We start from the raw sequence: 21559 nt of genomic DNA, 5'->3' as shown, positions 1-21559 counted from the left end.
TCTAAATTTGCCGCCTTGCCAGAGTAAAAAATAGCCTCCAGCAGGAACGGCGATGAAAGATACACACGCTCTACCAAAGGTTGAAAAAATTGTATATATCCGTGCGTTCGGTACATCCGGATATCGCCATAAAAATACAGCCGGGAGGCAAAGCCTCCGGCTGTATCATCGCTGACAATATCTGGTTATTTCCGTACGAAGTTCAGCCCAATCGCTCCAAGATTATCGGGATGGTCGCTGTCTGTTCCCATCGCAAAGGCACCGTAGTAGCGCTCACCTGCTTCTGAATCAGGCAACTGATAATGCACATCAGCATTAAATCGCTGTCCCGCCGGTACAAATGATGGCACTTCAACCGTTAAATTTTCTGATGATTCCGATAACATCGCCACATTCAGCTGATAACTGAATGTTGGCGGGTTGCCATCCCGGTAACCACGGACAGCAATCCAGATCGTCTTCGCATCAGGGACAGGGACATTCAGATACTGATCAGAGCGGTTGTAGTTATTTGAAGCATAACTGTAATTATCAAAGTCAACTTCTGTGCCTTCACCCACATAAATTTCCAGATTTTTCGCTTCTGTCTGGCTGATATCCGCCACCAGCCTTTTCGCTCCCTCCGGAACCTGAATGGTATAGTCGTAGTAATACCAGCCATAATCATTATCTTCAAAGGAGATCGTATCTGAGAACTGTGTCGGTTTTTGCGGACCATAACTCGTGACCTGCGCATCGGTCACCATACGGGCTTTGAGGCCGCTGACCGTTGTATGACCTTCATCAGTCTCCGCCACAATATCGACACCGGACAGCTGGCTGAAATTACTGCTGGCACTGAAGGCCGCCATCGGGAAGTGTGCATCCGGCACACCATAAGTTAATGACTTGATGGTAATCTGATCAAACCGCCATGCATCAGCCGGTGTATGCATCATATCGACCGTAAAGGTGATCGTCTGACTCTCTCCCGGTGCAAGACTGAAATAAACCGGAGTGACACTGATAAACGGGGTGTACTGATACAGCCAGTGCGTCGTTATATCTTGTCCGCTGGTGACGGTTCGCTGCCATGTACAGGTTGTAATACAGGATTGCTGTCCGAGAGATGCCAGATTCAGCCGGGATGGATCACCGCCTTCATAAGGATCGGCTTTAAGGAAATTATCCCGGGTTTCATCCAGCAGCAAACCCGCCCGTGCAGCTCTTTCCAGATCAAGCCGGCCAGCTCCCATATCAAATGGGGTTGCCTGCCGGATTCCATCCGGTTTTCTGACCCATGGCGTCGAAGTCGTCATCATCGCAGACTGAATTTGCATCGGCGTCCAGTCAGGATGAATCGATTGAATCAGTGCCGCACCACCCGCAATATGCGGCGATGCCATCGAGGTGCCATATTCAATCGCATAACCTTCTTTAAATGCAGCGAAAATACCTTTACCCGGTCCGGTAATATCAGGCTTGATCACGCTGGTCGCCACTTTATTCGGCCCTCTGGATGTATCATATGCCAGAATATCTGCCAGTCCGGGATCAATCACCGGACGGGTACCCGATAATTTAGCGGTATGTCCGGCACCAGAATCCAGCCATGCCAACAAGCGCTGACCATCGCGATAAGTAATGACAACCTTGCGTTTTTCCTGTTCAATCGCAAGCAGGAAACCGGGACCCATTGGGACTTTATCCGAATTTTCCTTGCGGGCAACAATGACCACCGCACCGGCGCCATTACCGAACGTCGCCGCTTCACGATCTTCTGAGCTGACCTCAGGTTTGTAGCGGCAGACGACTATCGCACCATCAAATTTCGTCGTGAATTTGTCTTTCTCACAATAGGTATTCCCCAGTAAACCCGCGTCGAGAATTTTGGCCGGACCGTAACTGTCTGTAATCCACTCGCCTGCAATGCCTTCTGGCGGCGGCGTATCGCCCCCTTTCATCTCAACCAGTGAATTTTTGTAAATCACGTGCTGAGAGCCATCTGCAACCGCAGTTACCCATGGAGAGTTTGCGGGTGTCCAGATTGTCCCTGCGTCAGGGCCGGAGTTCCCCGCACAAACAGCCACAAAAATACCGGCATCCATAGCAGATAAAAAGGCTTTCCCGTCAATCGCAACCCATGGGTCACTCCCGTGTACCGCACCGACAGAGAAATTAATCACATCAACGCCGTCCTGAATTGCCTGATCGATCATTGCCAGCATGGCAGAGTCAGGACAGCGGGCATTTTCGTTACAGGCACGGTAAGAAATAATATTGGCATGAGGTGCAACGCCGGCAATATCACGGGTAATCGTTGAGCCCAGCTTCGTTGTCAGCGATGCCCCGAAAACCACATTCCCGGCAGCAGTCCCCGCTGTATGGGAACCGTGACCATTTTTATCGACCGGACTACCGTTTTCGATGCCAGAGTAGCCCCAGGCACCAATCAGCTTATCATTACAGGGAAACGTCGCATCATAGATCGCTGATTTCGGATCGCAGACACCGTAATAAGTCTGACGGGAATTAGTCACTGTGTATCCATCGCCACCGGTCACTGCAAATGAAGGACTGTACGGATTAATCCCGCTGTCGATAACCCCGACAACCATGCCTTCACCCATGGTCCCTTTTGCGTGAGCGACCCCCTGCCACAAATCATTCGCTTTGATCCATGTAAATCCGCCCTGAAGCTCAGAGATGTCTTTCGCATCCGCGATCAGGGGCCGGGAATGCTTCCTCTTTGACCCTGAACGGGAAACAAGTGAAGCATCTGTGACAGTTTGGCTTCCCTTCAGCTCTGCTGTCCGGTCTTTGGAAATCGACTCAATCCCGGTAAGTTTACCAACTTTCGTGGCTTCTGTAGCCGTCAGCTCAACCACAACAGCATTGATTGCAACCTGCATCTGCCCTGTCACCGTCACGCCTCTGCCCAGAGTCGCCTCAATCTGAGTGATCAGTTCTGCCTGAGTATTTTTCAGATAATTCTGGTAAGCAATCGCAGCAGCACTGCGCATATCCAGCTTTCCGGTTGTGGGTGATTTTGTACTGGCATATCCCTCAATACTTCCCCGGTAGCTGGCAACGGATGGTGCCTGACCAACCACAATATATCTAGCAACAGATGATGAATTCTCCTGAGTTTTCACATCTGCTGATAACGATTTCTCATGAACGCTGATATTGACAGACGATGGCGCATGCCCCTGACCTTTAGCTATTACCTGTAATTCCGCAGCATGCACGGATGACATTGCAGTCATACAGGTCAGCAGCCACGGAAATATTTTTATTAACACATGTTTTGAATTCACTCGCATCATTCTCCTGAGTATTTTAATTATGGAAATCCTTTCCGGATAAAAGGTATAAGTGATACCTCTCGCTAACTGGTGCGAAATAAAATTTAAAATAATAGAATTAGTTTATTATGATATTAAATATTCTTATCATAAATAAGTTTTAAAATAAAACCCGACCAGTGAACAATAAAAACGCCATATACGTTGATATGCTAATCAGAAGACAATTTGCAGCACTTTATTACTCTATATTTTTAATTACCAAGAATAATATAAAGAAAACTGGAGTATTTAACTGATAAATAAATTAAAAGATTTAAACGTATCAAGGAGAGAATAAACAAAAAAGCCAGAGACGAATCTCTGGCATGCACAACCTCATCTGTATATTTTTTTACTGGCAACCACTGTCAGTTGACGCTGACGCAGAAGCCGAACCGCTGCCAAAAGCAGAAGTACAGGACATCTGAACGGATGCTGAAGCTTTATCTGTTGGTTCTAACTGAATGTTTTTCTTTGTATTTTCAGTCACAGTTAATGTTGTTGTATCTGCAACACCATTGACTGTTATCGTTTGAGTCACACTACATGATTCTCCGGAAAATACGCCAAGATCGACGGTAAACTGCCCGTTACTGCATTGCGTTGAAACGGTTCCGGCAGAAGCCAGAAACGATGCCATCAGAGCAGAAGCGGCAATCAGTGTTTTTTTGCATGTCATAATTTATTCCTCTTCGTTGAATATCCATCATTCTGAAGTCACTCAGTCATTCAGGATAAGGTCATTACAATGAATGTATCAGGGATAGCCGGTAACGGCTCAGGTCATGCACAAACCACGATTCAATAAAAGAAATAAAACCACAAGACGAGATTCAGCGAACTGGATAATGTGTTCCAAAGTTAATATTAAATAGTGAGAAAACACATAAGATGCAAAATAAAATAAGTTCATTTAACTAACATATCAACATTTTATTCTTAACATATGTACCAAAGACATGATGAATTCTTAATTATTTACTATCCGAAAATAATGGCATGACGGAAGATCATTTGAATTAAAATCTTACGGCTCTGATAACAAATGGCTGGAGAATAAGCATGAGGCAGATATCAGTTTATCTGCCTCAATCATTGACAAGAAAGGCGATGATTTAGCTGACTTTATCGTATTCAACAAGATTATGCGGTTGCCATGGTGAGTTGATCGATTGTGGCTGAAGCTGTATCCGCCACATTTCACGATATCCGTTAAATGCCGTTCTGCCGTGAACTGTCGTATGATTGTTCAGTAAAACCAGATCTCCATTTTCAAACTGGTGCTTAATACTCACATTTGGATTCATACATACTTCAATGAGGCGATCTTCTAACGCATCCATGTCTGTATAATGTGTGGACTGCGCAATTTCGGAATAATTGGGTTGCAAGGCTCCGGCGTGATATCGGTCATCCCACGCTTCCCACCAGCGAATCGTATTTTGCCCGGTCCATGGACAGGTAATCAGTAACGGATAAACTTTGCTATCTCCACCAAAGTAACTTTCTTTGGTTGAGTAACGGATCTTGGTTTGGCGTAACTGTTCACGTTCACGCCCATGAATCGTCAATGCTGCAAGTGCTGTATCAGATGTGATGTTGATACCATCTGTTTCTGCATTAACCGGCTCATTCCGGTGGCAATACAGTACAAATTCATCTGGTGTAAAGTCTTCGTACTGATATAAATCCTGACTGACATGCATATAAGGAGGCGGACACAAGAGATCCCAGTGCATCGGTAACGCCTCTTGTGAGTCAGCCGAAGAGCTTGGTTTACCCTGATGCCCGTCAACCGGGGAGATAATATGCGTATTGCCGAATTTCCAGGGAACCAGTGCACCCCGTTCGGCATACCACGACTCCAGTTCCTGAGGTGCAGCAAACGGGTCAAAACCACGTAACACAACCGTGCCAAATTCTTTAATCAGGTATTTCAGCTCTTTATGCTCAAATAAAGAGACCGGACAATTATCCTGTGAGTTCACCAGCATCAAACCAAATTTTTCACGGTAAAGCACCGCTTTCACCTGACGTAGTTTTTGTTCAGCTTCCGGTGTTTTTGCGGTTAACCGGATGTAACACCAGGTTCTGTTATCATATTCAACCGGTATAACCACACCATCCCGATCAAGGTGGTTTTGCTTCATATCAACGTTATATTTTCCCTGAGCAGCATCAAACAGCACCGCCGTATGCCATGGGGTTTTAAATGCACGTTCCTCAAACAGGTACAGAGAATATTTTTTGCCGACCATCGAATGCTGGTGAATACTTAAACGAATACAATCTGAGAATTTATCATTCAGGAAATTATCCAGTGCTTTCCCCTGCACCATCATCCCTTTTGCGATTTCAGATAAACGTATCCGGCGTTGTTTATAAGAAAGTTGTGCCAGAACATGCTTCTGATCATGGCTCATAAACTTCTTCAGCCCCAGATAAGTCGTATTCATTTTATTATCTTTGAGCTTCAGCGCTTCAAAGTTTTCTTCATATCCGGGTTGACCGTATTTTTCTTTTAATCCTTTAAAATACTCATAGTCTTCTAAGTCATCAAATTCAGAATAATGCTCAAAATTCACAATCTTCAAATATTCACTACAATTCATTCTTTCAACCATTAAACGCAGTTGATCTGAGAAATCATAATGATGTTTCAAATCAACTGAAATATAGTCGGAGAATGTATGATAATCAGAAAAAATATAGAAAATAACACCGGGCTCATAGATTGCCTGAATATCACGAATGGCTTGAACAAACTTTCTCAAAACTAAATATTCCCCCATATCTGGTAAATGACTAATCACTTTATCCAGATTATTAGTCTTACAGGGGAATGCAGGCAGAAGAAGCTGAACGGGCTGTTCATCTGAGACAAAATGACGGACTTTATCTTTTAATTTTACTAATCCATGAATATCTGCATCGTACTGAGCAATCAGTTGGTTCAATAATATAAATGATATTTCTTCCACTAGATTTTCTTTATTATTTTTCTCTAACATGTTCTTTCCTTAAATAAATAGAAGCATCTGACAATTGGTAGTTAATCATATAGATCACTTGTTCGTTTCAGAGAAAATACATTTATAAAATGATGTAATGAATAAAATAACAGACCAGGATAAATACATACCCCAATGAGTATAATAAATAAATTTAATAATCTGGCCTTGAATCAATACAAGTTATTTTTATTGATCAGACGATAAATCAAGTTAATGACAACCTGAATTTTGAAATCACTGACCTGCCAGTCTTTTATAAGAAATGACAAACATCAATTTACGTTCTCTCTGTGAACCAATATTATTACCACATATTCATATCAAATCTACACATATAAACGGAACCCACTGTTATCGATAAAGGAACAATAATGTTAGAAAATCTGAAACGAATTGCCATTTTTAACAAAGTTGTTGAATGTGGTTCGTTTACAAGAGCCGGACTGGAATTAGGTATGGCGAAATCAAAAGTCAGTGAACAGGTGACAGCGCTTGAAGCGAATTTGAAAGTACGACTGCTCAACCGGTCCACACGAAGCATCAGTCTGACAACAGAAGGCGCAACTTTCTATGAATCCAGTCAGGGTTTGATGAATCAGGCTGAAGACGCAGTTAACTCTCTCGCTCCCATGGTGAATGAAATATCCGGATTAATCAGGATTGGCACTTCTGTTGATGTTGGCATGTATTTACTCATCCCGCAGCTTAAACGGTTTAATAAAAAATATCCGAAGGTCATCTTCGATGTACAACTTGAAGATGAATTGAAAGATCCCATTCAGCATAATCTTGATCTGGTTATCAGGATTGGTGAGCTCAAATCCAGTTCTCTGGTCGGAAGAGTTCTGGCACCATTTAAACTGGGAATCTATGCCAGTAAAACCTATCTGAAGAATCACAAAGCAATCAAAACGCTCGATGATCTGAAATATCATGACTGGATCGCTGTGACCCGAATGAGCCTGCCAAATAACAGAGTGTCTCTGATAGAATCTTCTGGATTCAGCCGCTGTGTCAGAGTCAGGCCCAGACACCAAACCAATTCCCCTATGGCAGCGATGTCGATGATCCAGCAAAATATGGGCATCGGCCCGGTCGCTAATTTTCTGGTTAAACAAACAAATGATGACTCTTTGGTTCAGCTGTTTCCTCAGTTTTCTCATCAGGGACCAAGTATGAATATTCTTTATCCCTCCAGAAAAAATATACCACCCAGAACACATTTACTGATTCAGTTCCTGATTCAGGAAATGCATCACGGGGCGGAATAACAACCAAATGAAGCATGCGTCTTCAAAACAGGCGCTATTGCTGATAAGGACAGATGAGTACAAAGAGACAGGGCTCATCTGCTCATCACATGAGATGCTATATTGCTATACCGCCTCTCCTGCTTCATCACACTCAACAATTTCTGTCTCTTTCAGGCCTTCATCCAGCCATGCCTTTAAAGCATCACAGGCCATCACATGATCAACATATTTTTGTGCCCCGTCACTGACAGCCATCTGATATGTGATCAGCCGCAGCACCACCGGAATATACATTGCATCTGTAATTGAAAACTCCCCGAACAACCAGCCTCCACGATCTGCATATTCATCCATCTGCTGTGAAAAAATCTGATCTATGCGCTGAAGGTCTTGTTGTCCATTTTCTGATAACACGACCCGGCGAACAGCCCGGATATTCATCGGCATTTCATTTCTCAGTGCCATAAATCCGGAATGCATTTCTGCTGCCAACGCCCTTGCTTTCGCTTTCGATGCTTTATCTGCCGGCCATGCCCTTCCGGATAAATAAATATCATTGATGTATTCACAGATCGCCAGTGAATCCCAAACGGTCACCTCACCATCAACCAGACAGGGTACTTTCTGCGTCGGAGTGACCGGTTCAAGGGCTGCATAGAATTGTGGTGTATCTAACGGCAGCTTAACCTCTTCAAAGGAGATGCCTGATTTTTTCATCAATATCCATGCTCTTAGCGACCATGTTGAGTAGTTTTTATTTCCGATATATAGTTTCATCTGGTCGATCCTTTTCATCTGTTGCGGTTTGATTCGGGACAAGATTACAGAAATGATTTTTCCCCGACTATCGTATATTATTCATATTATCTATAAGAATAGTTGATAGGTGGATGATGGATATAGAAGCACTGCGAAGTTTTATTGCCTTTGTAGAAACAGGAAGTTTTACCCGGACGGCAAAACAGGTGCATCGCACGCAGTCAGCCATCAGCATGCAGATGAAAAAAACTTGAAGAGCAAGTTGGCAAGCCTCTTTTTGTGAAGAATGGGCGTCATCTGATTCTTTCTTATGATGGACAACGCCTTGCGCCCTATGCAAAGAATCTGATTGAAATGCATGATAAAACGCTGGCACAACTTAAATCTGAAGCACCAACGACCCAAATTCGCCTGGGCTGTCCCGATGATTATGCCGAGTCAGTCTTACCAGAACTTGTCCGGTTATTTCATCAGCAATGGCCTCAGCTTGACTTACAAATCACAGCAGCCCCCAGCCACCGGATAAGAATGATGCTTGACAGCAACCATCTTGACGCCGGTATCGTCACCCGCTCACCAACATCCGAAGAAGGATACCCGCTGCAACAGGAGCAAGGTGTCTGGGTTCGGGCATTCAAAGACCGGCAGCTGCTGGCAATGGAGCCACTGCCTGTTGTGCTGTTCCAGCCTGAATGTAAGTTCCATCAGGCTGCGATCGACGGACTTATCAAGCAAAACAAAAATTTTAAAGTCATGGCGTGCACCAGTAGTGCTTCCACGCTTCGTGGATTAATTAATCACGGTCTCGGGATTGGGGCAATGGCCCGCTCCAGTATGGGGAACGGACTTGAAGAAATTTCCGGAAATATACTGCCCAAACTGCCGATGATAGAAGTGGTACTTATATTGTCAGGCAGGAAGGAAAATCCGTTAACTGAAGCTTTAGCCCAGCAATTATCACACTGGTATCAAGCCGGGACTCACATATCCGTCGCATAACATCAGAAAATCACTGACAGCAGGAAGTTGCTTCACATCCCGGCGTTAGGGCGTGTTTACCTTGCATAGCCAGCAGGAAAAGCGATGAAAGATAAACACGCTCTAACGTCTCTCACACTGAATATTCTGGGTTAAGCGATGATTATTCAACACCAGATGCTGTTGGGTCAGTGAACGGATATCAAAAGACCCGCTCGCCTGCTTTGGAATATACTGCCTGAGATTCAGAAATGCTTCCCATTCGGGATTACTGATATTATCAAATTTTAACTGACGCGATTTGAGTTTCAGAGTTTTCTGACTGACCTGCCACTGACCATCACCGGTAATGGCGTATTTCACTTCAACCGGCTGGCCATTCAGAGAAGCGGTGAGAACGCCCTGGGTATGATAGTCCCCCAAAGCCGTATACTGATCATGACTTTTCAGTGTCAACCTGAACAAAGGTTTCTGTAATGAAGCTGTACAGTCCCAGTCCCCGACAAGAGACGGGGATGCAGCCGCCACAGAAAATCCGGATAAGAGCAGCATGAGACAAAATAAATAACTGACTATTTTCATTGTATTTTCTACCACAACATCACCAATAAACACAGAACAAGATAACCTGAAAATGCATAGTTCAGGTTGTCTGGGTATGATGCCCAGTATAACGATAAACTTATCCCGCGGGTAAACCTGCTGTTAAAAATAAATGACCAGAACACAAACACGCCAAACGTATTCAATCAGTCAAATAGAAACAACCGGTATTGACAGAGCAGAAGTACTGAACAAGGGGAGAATCAGTATAGCTGACGGACATCAGCTATACTGAGAAACGGATTATTTACCGTAATAGCTGCGTGTATAGAGTGCTTTTACATCTTCAACAGTTGGTTTACCTGGGTTAGTTAATGTACATGGATCACCAAATGCTCTTTCACTCATACGGTCAAGGACCTGTTTGAATTTATCTTCACTGAAATCAACCTCATCACAATCTTTAAAGCAAGCCGGGATATTCATCCCTTTATTAAGCTTTCTGACCGCTTCAGCAAGATCATCAATTCCCAGCAGTTTTTCTACGACAGCATACTTATCTGTTGACTGACGATTAAATTCAATCACATAAGGTAATAAAATGGCATTCGCCAGCCCATGGGTGACTCCAAACTCACCGCCAATTTTGTGTGCCAGGGAGTGAACCAAACCCAGTGATGCATTGGTAAATGCCATGCCAGCCAAAGCAGAGGCATTGTGCATATTGTATCTTGCCTGCATATTTTCCGGTTCTTTAAAGGCTGTTTCTATATTTTCAATCACCAGGCGAATCGCCTCAATTGCATACGGGTCTGTAAATGATGTTGCAGCAATTGAAACAACGGCTTCTGTGGCATGGGTTAATACATCCATCCCTGTGTTCGCCGTGATATGTGCCGGCATTTTTTCCGGTAATTTAGGATCAAGAATAGCTATGTCCGGCACCATATCTGCAGCAACAATCGGATATTTGATATGATTTTCCGTATCGGTAATCACAGAAAATGCAGTAATCTCAGACGCAGTCCCACTGGTTGAAGGAATTGCAATAAATCTGGCTTTGTTTCTGAGTGGTGGCATTGAACCAACTTCAATAATGTCCTCAAATTTAAGCTGAGGATGCTCATAAAAACACCACATCACTTTAGCCGCATCCAGCGCGGAACCACCACCGATCGCAACGATCCAGTCAGGCTCAAACTGAATCATCGCTTCAGCGCCCCGCCAGACAGTTGCGACAGAAGGATTTGGCTCAACGCCATCAATAATGATGCTTTCTATTCCTGCATCGGCCAGATATTTTTGACATTGGTCGAGAAAGCCCAAGCGCTTCATCGAACTTCCACCTGTCACAATTGCCGCTTTTTTTCCCTTTAAGTTTGTTAATTCGGCCAGTGAATCTTCACCATAGATGATGTCACGGGGAATCGAAAACCTCATTATGCTCATAATTTTTCTCCAATACATTTCATAAAATATGATACATAGCGCAGGTTATTCTTCCCTAAGCCTGTAAGAACATGATACAAATCAGAAAATAGCCAACAATAAGACTCAACTCACATATATGTATGTATTTTGTTAAACAGATCACGGTGTTAATGCTATCAATATCACATTTATGTGGCTATAAAAGCGGCACTTCGGGATAAAAAAACCGATCTTCATGATCGGTTATCATCAGATCGGCTACTCAAGTTTATAAGAGGGTTTATTTTTCATGCACAGGGCAAAGTTCCAACGCACCATCCGTAACCAGAATACAATCCATTCCTGCGGAATGAGCCGCCTGTTTACCTAACAACGTGTCCTCAAAAACCAAACACCGGGATGGCTTCAACGCCATCAATTCACAAGCTTTCAGAAATGTATCAGGTGCAGGTTTGTGGTTCTCGACATCAGAAGCCGTCACAATGGCGTCAAACTTATCGAGCAATCCAGCTTTTTCCATTAATAATATGGCATTTTCTTTTGGGCTGCCGGTACCCAAAGCAATTTTTTTCTTTCCCTGATTCTGTTCAAGAATCTGACAGGTTGACGGAATTCTGTTGCCGGGACAACCAAGCGCCCGAAAGACCTGTTGTTTGTATTTTGATACGTTGACGGGATCCAAAGACAGGCCAAAACGTTTGTTGATTTCACCAACCACCTTAATGCTTGGCATCCCCCCCATGCTATGCAGCCAATCTGGCATAAAGGGAAAATTAAAATAGGCTGAAGTCTCTTCCCATGATGCAACATGAGACGGCATTGTATCGATTAGCGTACCATCCATATCAAAAATCAATCCATCATACTGCGCTATCTGAATCATGACATCCCCTTGTCCATTGATAAGAAAAATACGCATACATGCGCATCTAAGCCCTTGTATGCGAGCGCCATCAGACTGATACCCAAACTACCTGAAGGTGCATGATTCAGGTAGCCTGAGTATATTCAGATGGCCGTGTTAATTTTCCGGCCATAAAAAAGGGCCGTAAGGCCCGATACTTCTTTATTCAACTGCAGATAAAATAGCCTGTGGTGTCTCCCATGTATATATCCATTCGGGAATATCACATCCACAAGGTGTATGCCAGATACGATTCATCTCATGCAGACCACCTAAATGATCATAAAACTGAATTGCTTTAATGTTCTCTTCCGTGACCTCTAAGTAAACACCGGTATCAGGAAAATAATGCTGTATCCATTCTGTTGCTTCTCTGATGAGCAGCTTCGCTAATCCGTTTCCCTGATACTCAGGTTCAACATGCAGAGACTCAATAATCGATCCCTTATCAAAATCATGATTACCAAAAGCACAGATAAATCCACACAGCTGGTTCCCTTCCTCTGCAAGAACCACGTGCTGGTTAATCGGTGGATTAATCAAACGAGTCTGCCAAATCAATTTACGCTCTTCATCAACTTCATCACGCAAATAGTCTGCATCCATAATGCCCTTGTAATTCATTCGCCAGCTTTTTGCGTGTAACTTTGCTATTCTTTCATAATCGCTATATTCAGCTACTCTAATATCCATTTCACAGACCTTTTAACTTCCTGTTCATCGCTCTATTCCTTTGCAAACCAGAAAAAAATACAGAAAAAATAACCTTCTGGTTTAAAAAATTACCCAGTCATTAACCTACGACGGCATTTTTCAATTTGCAAGCAGTGAACCGTTCAGATAAACAGATTTAGATATTTGTGCCATAAAATGACCTAATCACCTGCGCATATTCGGAATATTCTTCTACCGTTTCTATAAAAATAAAGAACTCATAGAAATAAATCGTATAAACAAAGAAATACTTAATACTGTTATTGATTCATCATATATATAAAAAAACCGGGTAGATGATTACCCGGCTCCCGAATGATTCGGATAAACAAAAGAAATAAATCAAAAAAACGAGTTTAAACCTTGCTATCAAATCAATTAAACATTTTGATAGCTTCCTCTGGCGCTACGTAGCTCAGGTTGAAGTTTTCAGCCACTTCTTTGCATGTTACCTGACCATGAATCACGTTTAAGCCCTTCAGGAATCCTGGATCACTTAATAAGGCTTCCTGATATCCTTTATCCGCAAGATTCAGAATAAATGGTAGTGTTGCGTTATTCAGTGCAAATGTAGAAGTTCTTGCCACTGCACCTGGCATATTTGCAACACAGTAGTGAACAACATCATCGACAATATAAGTGGGCGCATCGTGAGTTGTTGCATGAGAAGTTGCGAAACAACCGCCCTGATCAATAGCAACATCAACGACAGCTGAACCGGGTTTCATTTTTGCGATCAACTCTTGAGTCACCAGTTTAGGAGCGGCAGCTCCCGGAATCAAAACTGCACCGATAACTAAATCAGCTTGTGTTACATGCCTTTCAATTGCTTCATTCGTCGAATAAACAACTTTTATCCGCCCCTGAAATTCTTCGTCCAGGCGGCGTAATGTATTGACATTTCGATCCAGTACAGTCACATCAGCTCTTAACCCAACAGCCATACGGGCAGCACTTGCTCCAACAACACCACCACCGATAATCACAACTTTTGCCGGCTCAACACCAGGCACACCACCTATCAATAAGCCACAACCACCTTTTGACTTCTCAAGAGCCTGTGCACCAGCCTGAATTGACATTCTTCCGGCAACCTCTGACATTGGTGCAAGCAGAGGTAACTGATTTCTTTCATCAGTCACTGTCTCATAGGCAATACAAACAGCTTTACTCTGAATTAAATCTTCTGTTTGAGGGAAATCAGGTGCCAGATGTAAATATGTAAACAGAATTTGTCCTTCACGCAACATCGCCCGCTCAACGGCCTGTGGCTCTTTTACTTTCACAATCATCTCTGATTTTGCAAACACTTCTTCCGCAGTAGGAAGAATTTCAGCGCCTGCAGAAATGTAATCTTGATCTGAAAAACCAATACCCTGTCCGGCATTTTTTTCTACGTAAACCTGATGTCCATGAATGATCAACTCCCGGACACACGCCGGAATCATACCAACACGATACTCATGATTTTTAATTTCCTTAGGAACACCGACAATCATTCTAAATTTCCTCAAATAAGTAGTTAATAACACTGGCTATGATTTAAATTAGTCAAATTAACAACCAATTGAGTTTATATTTGCAGGTTTTATCACTACATATCAATAGTTTCTAATGTAAACATGGCAGGCAAAGATACAAATCGGGATTTAAATCAGACTTTGATGATAAAAAAAGGAAAGTTAACATTCAGTTATGAGATTTAGATAGCAATTAGTGTGTAAAAACCACGGCTCAAAGCTGAAAATGCCGAAAAGGTCGCTGGAGGAATAAAAATCTGACGGCTTCTGCCCCTGTACAAGAATATAAAAAGAGCAAACCGGTCATACAAATACCTGATCATCTGACCGGGTTTAGTGAAGCCAATAGACATGAACATCCTTGTTTAAGCGTCTTTTTATAAATGAAGAGAGGATGTCGTAAGCAGTTTGTGGAACCAGACTCATTCTGATCAGTGAATGAGTGAAATTAGTATAAAAATGTAGAGACATATTTTGCATATAAAAAAAGGAGAGCTTAATGCTCTCCTTCAAAAATTAACCTGCAGACTTTATCGATTAAAGCGCTGCTTTTGCTTTTTCAACAAGCACAGTAAATGCGGCTTTATCAAATACAGCGATATCAGCAAGAATCTTACGATCGATCTCGATAGAAGCTTTCTTCAAACCGTTGATGAAACGGCTGTAAGACAGACCATTCTGACGAGATGCCGCATTAATACGCGCAATCCATAATTGACGGAATTGACGCTTTTTATTACGACGGTCACGATATGCATATTGACCAGCTTTAGTTACTGCCTGGAAAGCAACACGATAAACCCGAGAACGAGCTCCGTAGTAACCTTTAGCTTGTTTTAAAACTTTCTTATGACGTGCACGAGCTTGTACACCACGTTTTACGCGAGGCATTCTGCTTCTCCTAAACTAAACGAATAAAAACCAAAAAATTAAGCGTATGGCAACATACGAACAACTGCAGCAACTTCACATTTAGGAAGCACTGAGTTAGGACGTAGCTGACGCTTGTTCTTAGTTGTACGCTTAGTCAGGATATGACGTTTAGTCGCACGCTTATACTTAATACCACCAGCTGTTTTTTTGAAACGCTTAGCAGCACCTTTATTGCTTTTCATCTTAGGCATGATGAATAACTCCGCATTGTATCTAGTTTAAACTATGTAATCAGGGCGAACAAAACCCTGCCAACGAATAGCAGGGTTTTATTACTTGCAAGCCACTAATTACTTCTTCTTAGGGGCTAACACCATGATCATTTGACGCCCTTCAATCCGACTAGGGAAAGACTCAACAACCGCCAAGTCAGCAGTGTCCTCTTTCAAACGGTTAAGAACATCAACACCAATGTCCTGGTGTGCCATTTCACGGCCACGGAAGCGAATCGTTACTTTCACTTTGTTGCCTTCTTCAAGGAAACGAGTCAGGTTGCGTAGTTTTACCTGATAGTCTCCAATATCAGTTCCAGGACGGAATTTGACTTCCTTAATCTGAATCTGTTTTTGCTTTTTCTTCTGCTCTTTTGCAGCTTTGCTCTTCTCAAAGAGGAACTTACCATAATCCATCACCCGACAGACTGGCGGTTCAGCATTCGGGCTGATCTCTACAAGATCCATTCCCGATTCTGCTGCTGTTTCAAGCGCTTCATTGATAGAAACGATGCGAGACTCTTCACCTTCTGCCCCTGATAAACGGACTTCACGTACACCACGAATCTCTCCGTTAATACGATGTTGGTTTTGTTTGGCCTGAACCTGACCACGTCTTCCACCTTTAATAGTTTATTCCTCCAGATTGAGCTTACGGCTGGAGACTTCCTGCTGAACAAACTGAATAAAGTCTTCCAGTTTGAACTTACCTAAGTCTTCGCCTTTTCGTGTCCGCACAGCGACTTCACCGGATTCTATTTCCTGGTCACCACACACGAGCATATACGGTACACGCTTCAAAGTATGTTCGCGGATTTTAAAGCCTATTTTCTCATTTCTCAAGTCTGCTTTTGCACGAATACCACATTTTTGTAGTTTTAAAGCAACTTCCTGAACATAATCAGACTGTTTATCCGTAATATTTAAGACAACTGCTTGTTCCGGTGCCAGCCAGGTTGGGAAAGATCCAGCGTATTCTTCGATCAAAATTCCGATGAAACGCTCCAAAGACCCCAAGATGGCACGGTGAATCATAACAGGAATTAAACGCTCGTTATTTTCACCAACATAGGTTGCACCCAAGCGATTTGGCAAATTGAAATCCAGCTGAACTGTACCACATTGCCATGCACGATCCAGGCAGTCGTGTAAAGTAAATTCAATTTTAGGTCCGTAGAATGCACCTTCGCCTTCCTGAATCTCATACGGAATGTCCATTGATTCAAGAGAAACTTTCAGTGCATCTTCTGAACGATCCCAAATTTCGTCGCTACCCACTCTTTTTTCAGGACGGGTTGATAGCTTGACAGCGATATTATCAAATCCGAAAGTCTGATAAGTATCGAATACCATTTTAATACATGATGTCACTTCCTGCTGAATTTGATCTTCAGTACAGAAGATATGTGCATCATCCTGAGTAAATCCACGAACACGCATAATGCCATGGAGGGAGCCTGAAGGTTCATTTCTGTGACATGAACCAAACTCAGCCATGCGAAGTGGTAAGTCCCGATAAGACTTTAACCCCTGATTAAAGATCTGCACATGACCCGGACAATTCATTGGTTTAATTGCATAATCACGATTTTCTGAACTGGTTGTGAACATTGCTTCGGCGTATTTATCCCAGTGGCCGGAGCGCTCCCACAGCACACGATCCATCATTAACGGACCTTTCACTTCCTGATAACCATACTCAGTCAGTTTTTCACGGATAAACACTTCCAGATCACGGAAAACAGACCAGCCATTATGATGCCAGAACACCATTCCCGGCGCTTCCTGCTGCATATGGAACAAATCCAGCTGCTTACCAATTTTACGATGATCGCGCTTTGCCGCTTCTTCTAATCGGGTTAAATGCGCTTTTAGTGCTTTCTTATCATGAAATGCAGTGCCATATATGCGTTGCAACATTTTATTATCACTGTTACCACGCCAGTACGCGCCTGCAACACTTAATAATTTAAAGTGCTGACAAAAGCTCATATTGGGTACATGAGGACCACGGCACATATCAATATATTCTTCGTGATGGTATAAACCGGGACGATCATCACGGGCAACATTTTCGTCCAGAATTTCCATCTTGTAAGGTTCACCACGAGACTCAAATGTATCCCGGGCTTCCTGCCAGCTTACTTTTTTCCGGACAACCTGATATTTGGTTTTTGCCAGCGCTTTCATTCGCGCTTCAATTTTTTCCAGATCGTCCTGAGTCAGAGATTGTTCCAGATCGATATCGTAGTAAAAACCATTATCAATCGTAGGACCGATAGCCATTTTAGCTTCAGGATATAGCTGCTTCAGTGCATGACCTAATAAATGAGCACAAGAGTGACGAACAATCTCCAGGCCATCTACTTCATCTTTCGCAGTAATAATTTCAAGGCTTGCATCTGATTCGATTTGATCACAGGCATCAACACGCTGGCCGTTTATACGCCCGGCTATCGTAGCTTTAGCCAAACCAGGGCCTATGGACTGGGCAACATCTAAAACAGAAACCGGATGATCAAATTGACGCTGACTACCGTCAGGAAGAGTAATAACAGGCATGATAAATCCTTACAGTGGTGTTGCATACCAGGCAACACTTGCATTAATAAAACTTCTTTAAATTTACTGATAAATTACAAAGAAATGGAATACTGAAAATTCATTAAGCATGTACTTAGTGAATGCAATTACGGATGCACTCAGAGAAATACCAGCCAGTATTCTAACGGATGAATCTGAAATAACAACAGATTTTATTCATGTGGAAAGAAACACCTGCACCACACAATCAAACGTGCTGCAGGTGTACGGACAAAATTAATGAAGGTTAAAGTAACTGATACTTTCGTGGAGCTCTTTTGCCAGATCATCGAGTTCAGACACCGTATGATGGCATTGCCCGATAGATTCTGCTGTCTCTTTCACCATATTTGAAATCATTTCCACATGGCTGGTCAGTTCAGCAGAGGCTTTGTTCTGCTCACTGGTTGCAACCGAGACTTCTCTCACCATATCCAGCGTCTCAGAAGAACTGGTTCGAATGTCTCCAAGCATCTGATTGACCTGATGCGAACTGTCTACACTTTCTTCAACCTTAGGCAAAACAGACTGTAAGGCCTTCGCTACAATATCTGTATCTTTCTGAATGATATGTATGGTTTCAGTAATTTCAGATGTTGCGGCTTCTGTTCTTGATGCAAGCGTCCTGACTTCATCAGCAACGACAGCAAATCCGCGGCCTTGTTCCCCGGCACGGGCAGCTTCAATTGCAGCATTCAATGCGAGCAGATTAGTCTGTTCAGCAATATCACGGATGACATTCACGACATTTCCGATCTCGTTGGAACGCTCACTCAGCTTATTAAAGTCTTCCATTGACTTTTTAATCTGAGAGGAAATTTCATTGATAATTTCACCAGAATGTTTGACCAGTTCTTCACCACTGGCACAATACTCAAACGCCTTTTCTGAATTGAGTTCGGTCTTCTCGGCACTACCGGAAATCTCCCCGATACAAATTGACATTTCCTGAATAGAAGCTGCAGTAGACAAAGATGCATCTGAAGACCCGTTCGACGCACGTGTGATGTTTGATACCTGTTGCTTCAGATCACTGGTTGCATTTGATAAATGATGGGATCCATCGAGAATACTTTTTACCATTTTTTTCAGTGAATTCTGCATGATAACTATCGAACCAAGCAGGCTCTCATCATCAAATTTTCCTTCAATGTGTTCAGAAAGATCACCTTTGGCAATACGGTTGGTCACTTCAACGGCATAAACAGGCTCTCCGCCAAGACGTTTCAAAATCGATCTGGCGATTAACAGAACGATTGAGATAACGACCAGGACAATACCAACGGAAATCGCAATAAACTTATATGCGAACGACCAGTAAGTCGCATCCAGGTCATCCATATAAACGCCATAACCAATGACCCAATCCCAGCCCGGAATTTTTGTAACGCCATTAATTTTAACTGTTTTCTTATTTGTTCCCGGCTTTACATTCTCTCCGACATCGATAATAAAGTCTTTGTTACGTAATTCGGCTATATGTCCCTGATAAGATTTCTGAAATTGCCCTAACTTTTCAGACCGCACATGAACACGGGCAATCGCATGGTTATCATTTGACCAAATGTAAGAGGCACCAAAACGCAATCCTGAAAGGACTTCTACAGCCTTCTTTTCAGCCTCTTCCCTTGTGATGAGACCCTGTTTTTCTTGTTTGACATATACACTTACCTGATTTTTCGCAAAACTCAAAACAGACTGAATTTCATGTTTACGACTTTCGATCAGGTTCGAGCGCAACGACTCCAATCCAAACAAACCCAACAAAACAAACCCTAAAGCTATAGAAACAATTAGATAAGCTAGCTGCCTTGAAAGTTTCAAAATACAGGACTCCTTGTAAAATTCCGAAACAACAATATGATATGACACTGACATGAATACTTATTCAGTAATATGAATAAGTGTGTTAATTATAGAATTTGCTTTGTCTTTTTGTTATACCAATTAATGTCGATATATAATAAATAAAAAACAAATGAGTTGTATCGAATACAATCACCGTTCTTATAAAATCTGAAGTAAATCACATAGTGTTAAACAAAAAGATGAAATGGGTTCATCGCTTCAAGCAAAATATTGACACCATTCACACTGTAATGACTTTTATCTGGAAACTATCTGAATAAGATAAAAAAACATCGCAACTGAAGTAAAATCCTAAACATGTCATATACATTATACGATACAAAATACATTTGTATGCATATATAAATCACAAGTTATGAATGACGAAAAACTATCATCATATAAATCTAAAGCTCGATGAACATCACATTGAACCACGATAAAGAGACAAACAGCCGATTTGATAACCAATCTGGAAAATCTACTGATCATCTGAATATATCTGGTGGAACGAACAGACAAGGGCATAAATCCCTTGTCCAGACGCACATGGATGTCTTGAGCGGTGGAACCCGGTGTATTTTGAACAGAAACTTATTCAGAATGGTACGAATATCAAAAGAAGGGAAAGTCAAAGGTTTTCCGGATAACACCAGAAAACCTTCGGTCAAAAATGTAATTGAATGACTGAAATAACGACACAGCCGGGACGTCTGACACCTTCTATTTCAACCCGGATTTCACGCTCAATCTCCAACCCTTTCCTGACGGGTTTTACCTTAGTTAAAATACTTTTTGCCCGAACACGATCACCCGATTTTACCGGGTAGGGAAAGCGAACCTGATTAAGACCAATATTTACGACCATTTTCGCCGTAGGAAACAACGGATTATCAGGATCAACACTATCCGTCAGTTTCGGCAAAAGAGCCAAAGTCAAAAAGCCATGCGCAATCGTTGTTTTAAATGGTGACTCAGCAGCAGCTTTTTCCGGGTCAGTATGAATCCACTGGGTATCATCAGTAACGATACCAAACTGGTTAATTCTGTCTTGATCAACGCGCAACCATTCTCCGGTGTGAATCACTTCACCAAGCTGAGCCTCAAGCGCTTCATAGAGTGCTTTAGCCTCCGGTTTCATCACAATAGGATCGTTCGGTACAACATCCTCATTGACTGCGGGCTGATTAAAATCTTTTGCCCAGGAGAATAAGTGGAAATTATTGGTCTTAGTCAAAAATTCATTCCAGTATTCCCGCATAGCAGGCGGCATTTTCTGAACCAAATCAGCATGCTGTTTGCTTAGTATTTCACTACGTTGTTTGAATAATTCGACGACCTTCATTTCAACCCCTTTTCGAAAATAAGAAGTTACTAACAACCTGATTTTGAACCAGTTCACATGTACGTGCAAATACTTTCGGGCGTACACGCGTTAACTAAACACTGTTTTTTTATTATTTTACATGAGCTTATGAATAAAACGTTATTTTATTAACTAATTCATAAATAAAGACAACTGCAATGAAAGTAAACGT

At 42.4% G+C, this 21559-nt stretch carries 18 protein-coding genes; 3 read left to right on the top strand and 15 right to left on the bottom strand.

Annotated features, from left to right (window positions below; all coding sequences use genetic code 11):
* Window positions 1–185: 185 nt before the first annotated feature.
* The 3 genes from OCV29_RS18965 to OCV29_RS18955 form a co-directional block, all read right to left on the bottom strand.
* On the bottom strand, window positions 186–3299 hold the full coding sequence (locus tag OCV29_RS18965; RefSeq protein WP_175561584.1) for a S8 family serine peptidase: 3114 nt from the start codon (window positions 3297–3299) through the stop codon (window positions 186–188).
* 382 nt (window positions 3300–3681) lie between these two features.
* The gene (locus tag OCV29_RS18960; protein ID WP_073605025.1) at window positions 3682–4008 is read right to left on the bottom strand and encodes a hypothetical protein; all 327 of its coding nucleotides are present in this window, start codon (window positions 4006–4008) and stop codon (window positions 3682–3684) included.
* Between the two features lie 436 nt (window positions 4009–4444).
* Window positions 4445–6340 (bottom strand): L-tyrosine/L-tryptophan isonitrile synthase family protein, encoded by a 1896-nt coding sequence (locus OCV29_RS18955; protein ID WP_073605026.1) that lies wholly within the window; start codon window positions 6338–6340, stop codon window positions 4445–4447.
* Between the two features lie 374 nt (window positions 6341–6714).
* Between OCV29_RS18955 and OCV29_RS18950 the strand changes: the two genes are divergently transcribed.
* Window positions 6715–7614 carry a LysR family transcriptional regulator gene (locus OCV29_RS18950; RefSeq protein ID WP_073605027.1) on the top strand — a complete coding sequence of 300 codons (900 nt, stop codon included), beginning with the start codon at window positions 6715–6717 and terminating at the stop codon, window positions 7612–7614.
* Window positions 7615–7719: 105 nt separating this feature from the next.
* On the opposite strand, the gene OCV29_RS18945 is transcribed toward OCV29_RS18950, so the two are convergent.
* Complete coding sequence (locus OCV29_RS18945; RefSeq protein WP_073605028.1) at window positions 7720–8373, bottom strand: glutathione S-transferase family protein; 654 nt, start codon at window positions 8371–8373, stop codon at window positions 7720–7722.
* Window positions 8374–8486: 113 nt separating this feature from the next.
* Here OCV29_RS18945 and OCV29_RS18940 point away from each other — a divergent pair, with 113 nt between their 5' ends.
* Both OCV29_RS18940 and OCV29_RS18935 read left to right on the top strand, forming a co-directional pair.
* On the top strand, window positions 8487–8609 hold the full coding sequence (locus OCV29_RS18940; protein ID WP_217653321.1) for a LysR family transcriptional regulator: 123 nt from the start codon (window positions 8487–8489) through the stop codon (window positions 8607–8609).
* 25 nt (window positions 8610–8634) lie between these two features.
* The gene (locus OCV29_RS18935; RefSeq protein WP_217653322.1) at window positions 8635–9354 is read left to right on the top strand and encodes a LysR substrate-binding domain-containing protein; all 720 of its coding nucleotides are present in this window, start codon (window positions 8635–8637) and stop codon (window positions 9352–9354) included.
* A gap of 102 nt (window positions 9355–9456) precedes the next feature.
* Here OCV29_RS18935 and OCV29_RS18930 read toward each other — a convergent pair whose 3' ends face one another.
* From OCV29_RS18930 to OCV29_RS18880, 11 genes are all read right to left on the bottom strand, one after another.
* On the bottom strand, window positions 9457–9915 hold the full coding sequence (locus OCV29_RS18930) for a DUF2147 domain-containing protein (RefSeq protein ID WP_139281652.1): 459 nt from the start codon (window positions 9913–9915) through the stop codon (window positions 9457–9459).
* Between the two features lie 264 nt (window positions 9916–10179).
* Entirely contained in the window at window positions 10180–11325 is a 1146-nt protein-coding gene (locus OCV29_RS18925; protein WP_073605030.1) for an iron-containing alcohol dehydrogenase, read from the bottom strand.
* 262 nt (window positions 11326–11587) lie between these two features.
* Entirely contained in the window at window positions 11588–12226 is a 639-nt protein-coding gene (locus tag OCV29_RS18920) for a beta-phosphoglucomutase family hydrolase (protein WP_245796943.1), read from the bottom strand.
* A gap of 147 nt (window positions 12227–12373) precedes the next feature.
* Complete coding sequence (locus OCV29_RS18915; RefSeq protein WP_073605032.1) at window positions 12374–12904, bottom strand: GNAT family N-acetyltransferase; 531 nt, start codon at window positions 12902–12904, stop codon at window positions 12374–12376.
* 395 nt (window positions 12905–13299) lie between these two features.
* Window positions 13300–14424 (bottom strand): alanine dehydrogenase, encoded by a 1125-nt coding sequence (ald, locus tag OCV29_RS18910; protein ID WP_073605033.1) that lies wholly within the window; start codon window positions 14422–14424, stop codon window positions 13300–13302.
* A 558-nt stretch (window positions 14425–14982) separates the two neighbouring features.
* A complete protein-coding gene (gene rplT, locus OCV29_RS18905; protein WP_073605034.1) occupies window positions 14983–15336 on the bottom strand; it encodes a 50S ribosomal protein L20 in 354 nt (117 codons plus the stop codon).
* A gap of 38 nt (window positions 15337–15374) precedes the next feature.
* Window positions 15375–15569 carry a 50S ribosomal protein L35 gene (rpmI, locus tag OCV29_RS18900; protein ID WP_073605035.1) on the bottom strand — a complete coding sequence of 65 codons (195 nt, stop codon included), beginning with the start codon at window positions 15567–15569 and terminating at the stop codon, window positions 15375–15377.
* A gap of 99 nt (window positions 15570–15668) precedes the next feature.
* A complete protein-coding gene (gene infC, locus OCV29_RS18895) occupies window positions 15669–16220 on the bottom strand; it encodes a translation initiation factor IF-3 (protein ID WP_073605036.1) in 552 nt (183 codons plus the stop codon).
* Between the two features lie 3 nt (window positions 16221–16223).
* Window positions 16224–18152: a threonine--tRNA ligase gene (gene thrS, locus OCV29_RS18890; RefSeq protein ID WP_073605037.1), complete on the bottom strand. Its 1929-nt coding sequence runs from the start codon at window positions 18150–18152 to the stop codon at window positions 16224–16226.
* A gap of 258 nt (window positions 18153–18410) precedes the next feature.
* Window positions 18411–19997: a methyl-accepting chemotaxis protein gene (locus OCV29_RS18885; RefSeq protein WP_073605261.1), complete on the bottom strand. Its 1587-nt coding sequence runs from the start codon at window positions 19995–19997 to the stop codon at window positions 18411–18413.
* Window positions 19998–20688: 691 nt separating this feature from the next.
* Entirely contained in the window at window positions 20689–21366 is a 678-nt protein-coding gene (locus tag OCV29_RS18880) for a MaoC family dehydratase (RefSeq protein ID WP_073605039.1), read from the bottom strand.
* Between the last annotated feature and the right edge of the window lie 193 nt (window positions 21367–21559).

It is taken from the genome of Vibrio aerogenes, from assembly GCF_024346755.1.
GTDB lineage: Bacteria > Pseudomonadota > Gammaproteobacteria > Enterobacterales > Vibrionaceae > Vibrio > Vibrio aerogenes.
The sequence above is the reverse complement of the archived record's forward strand: the minus strand, read 5'-3'. Positions and strand labels throughout refer to the sequence as shown.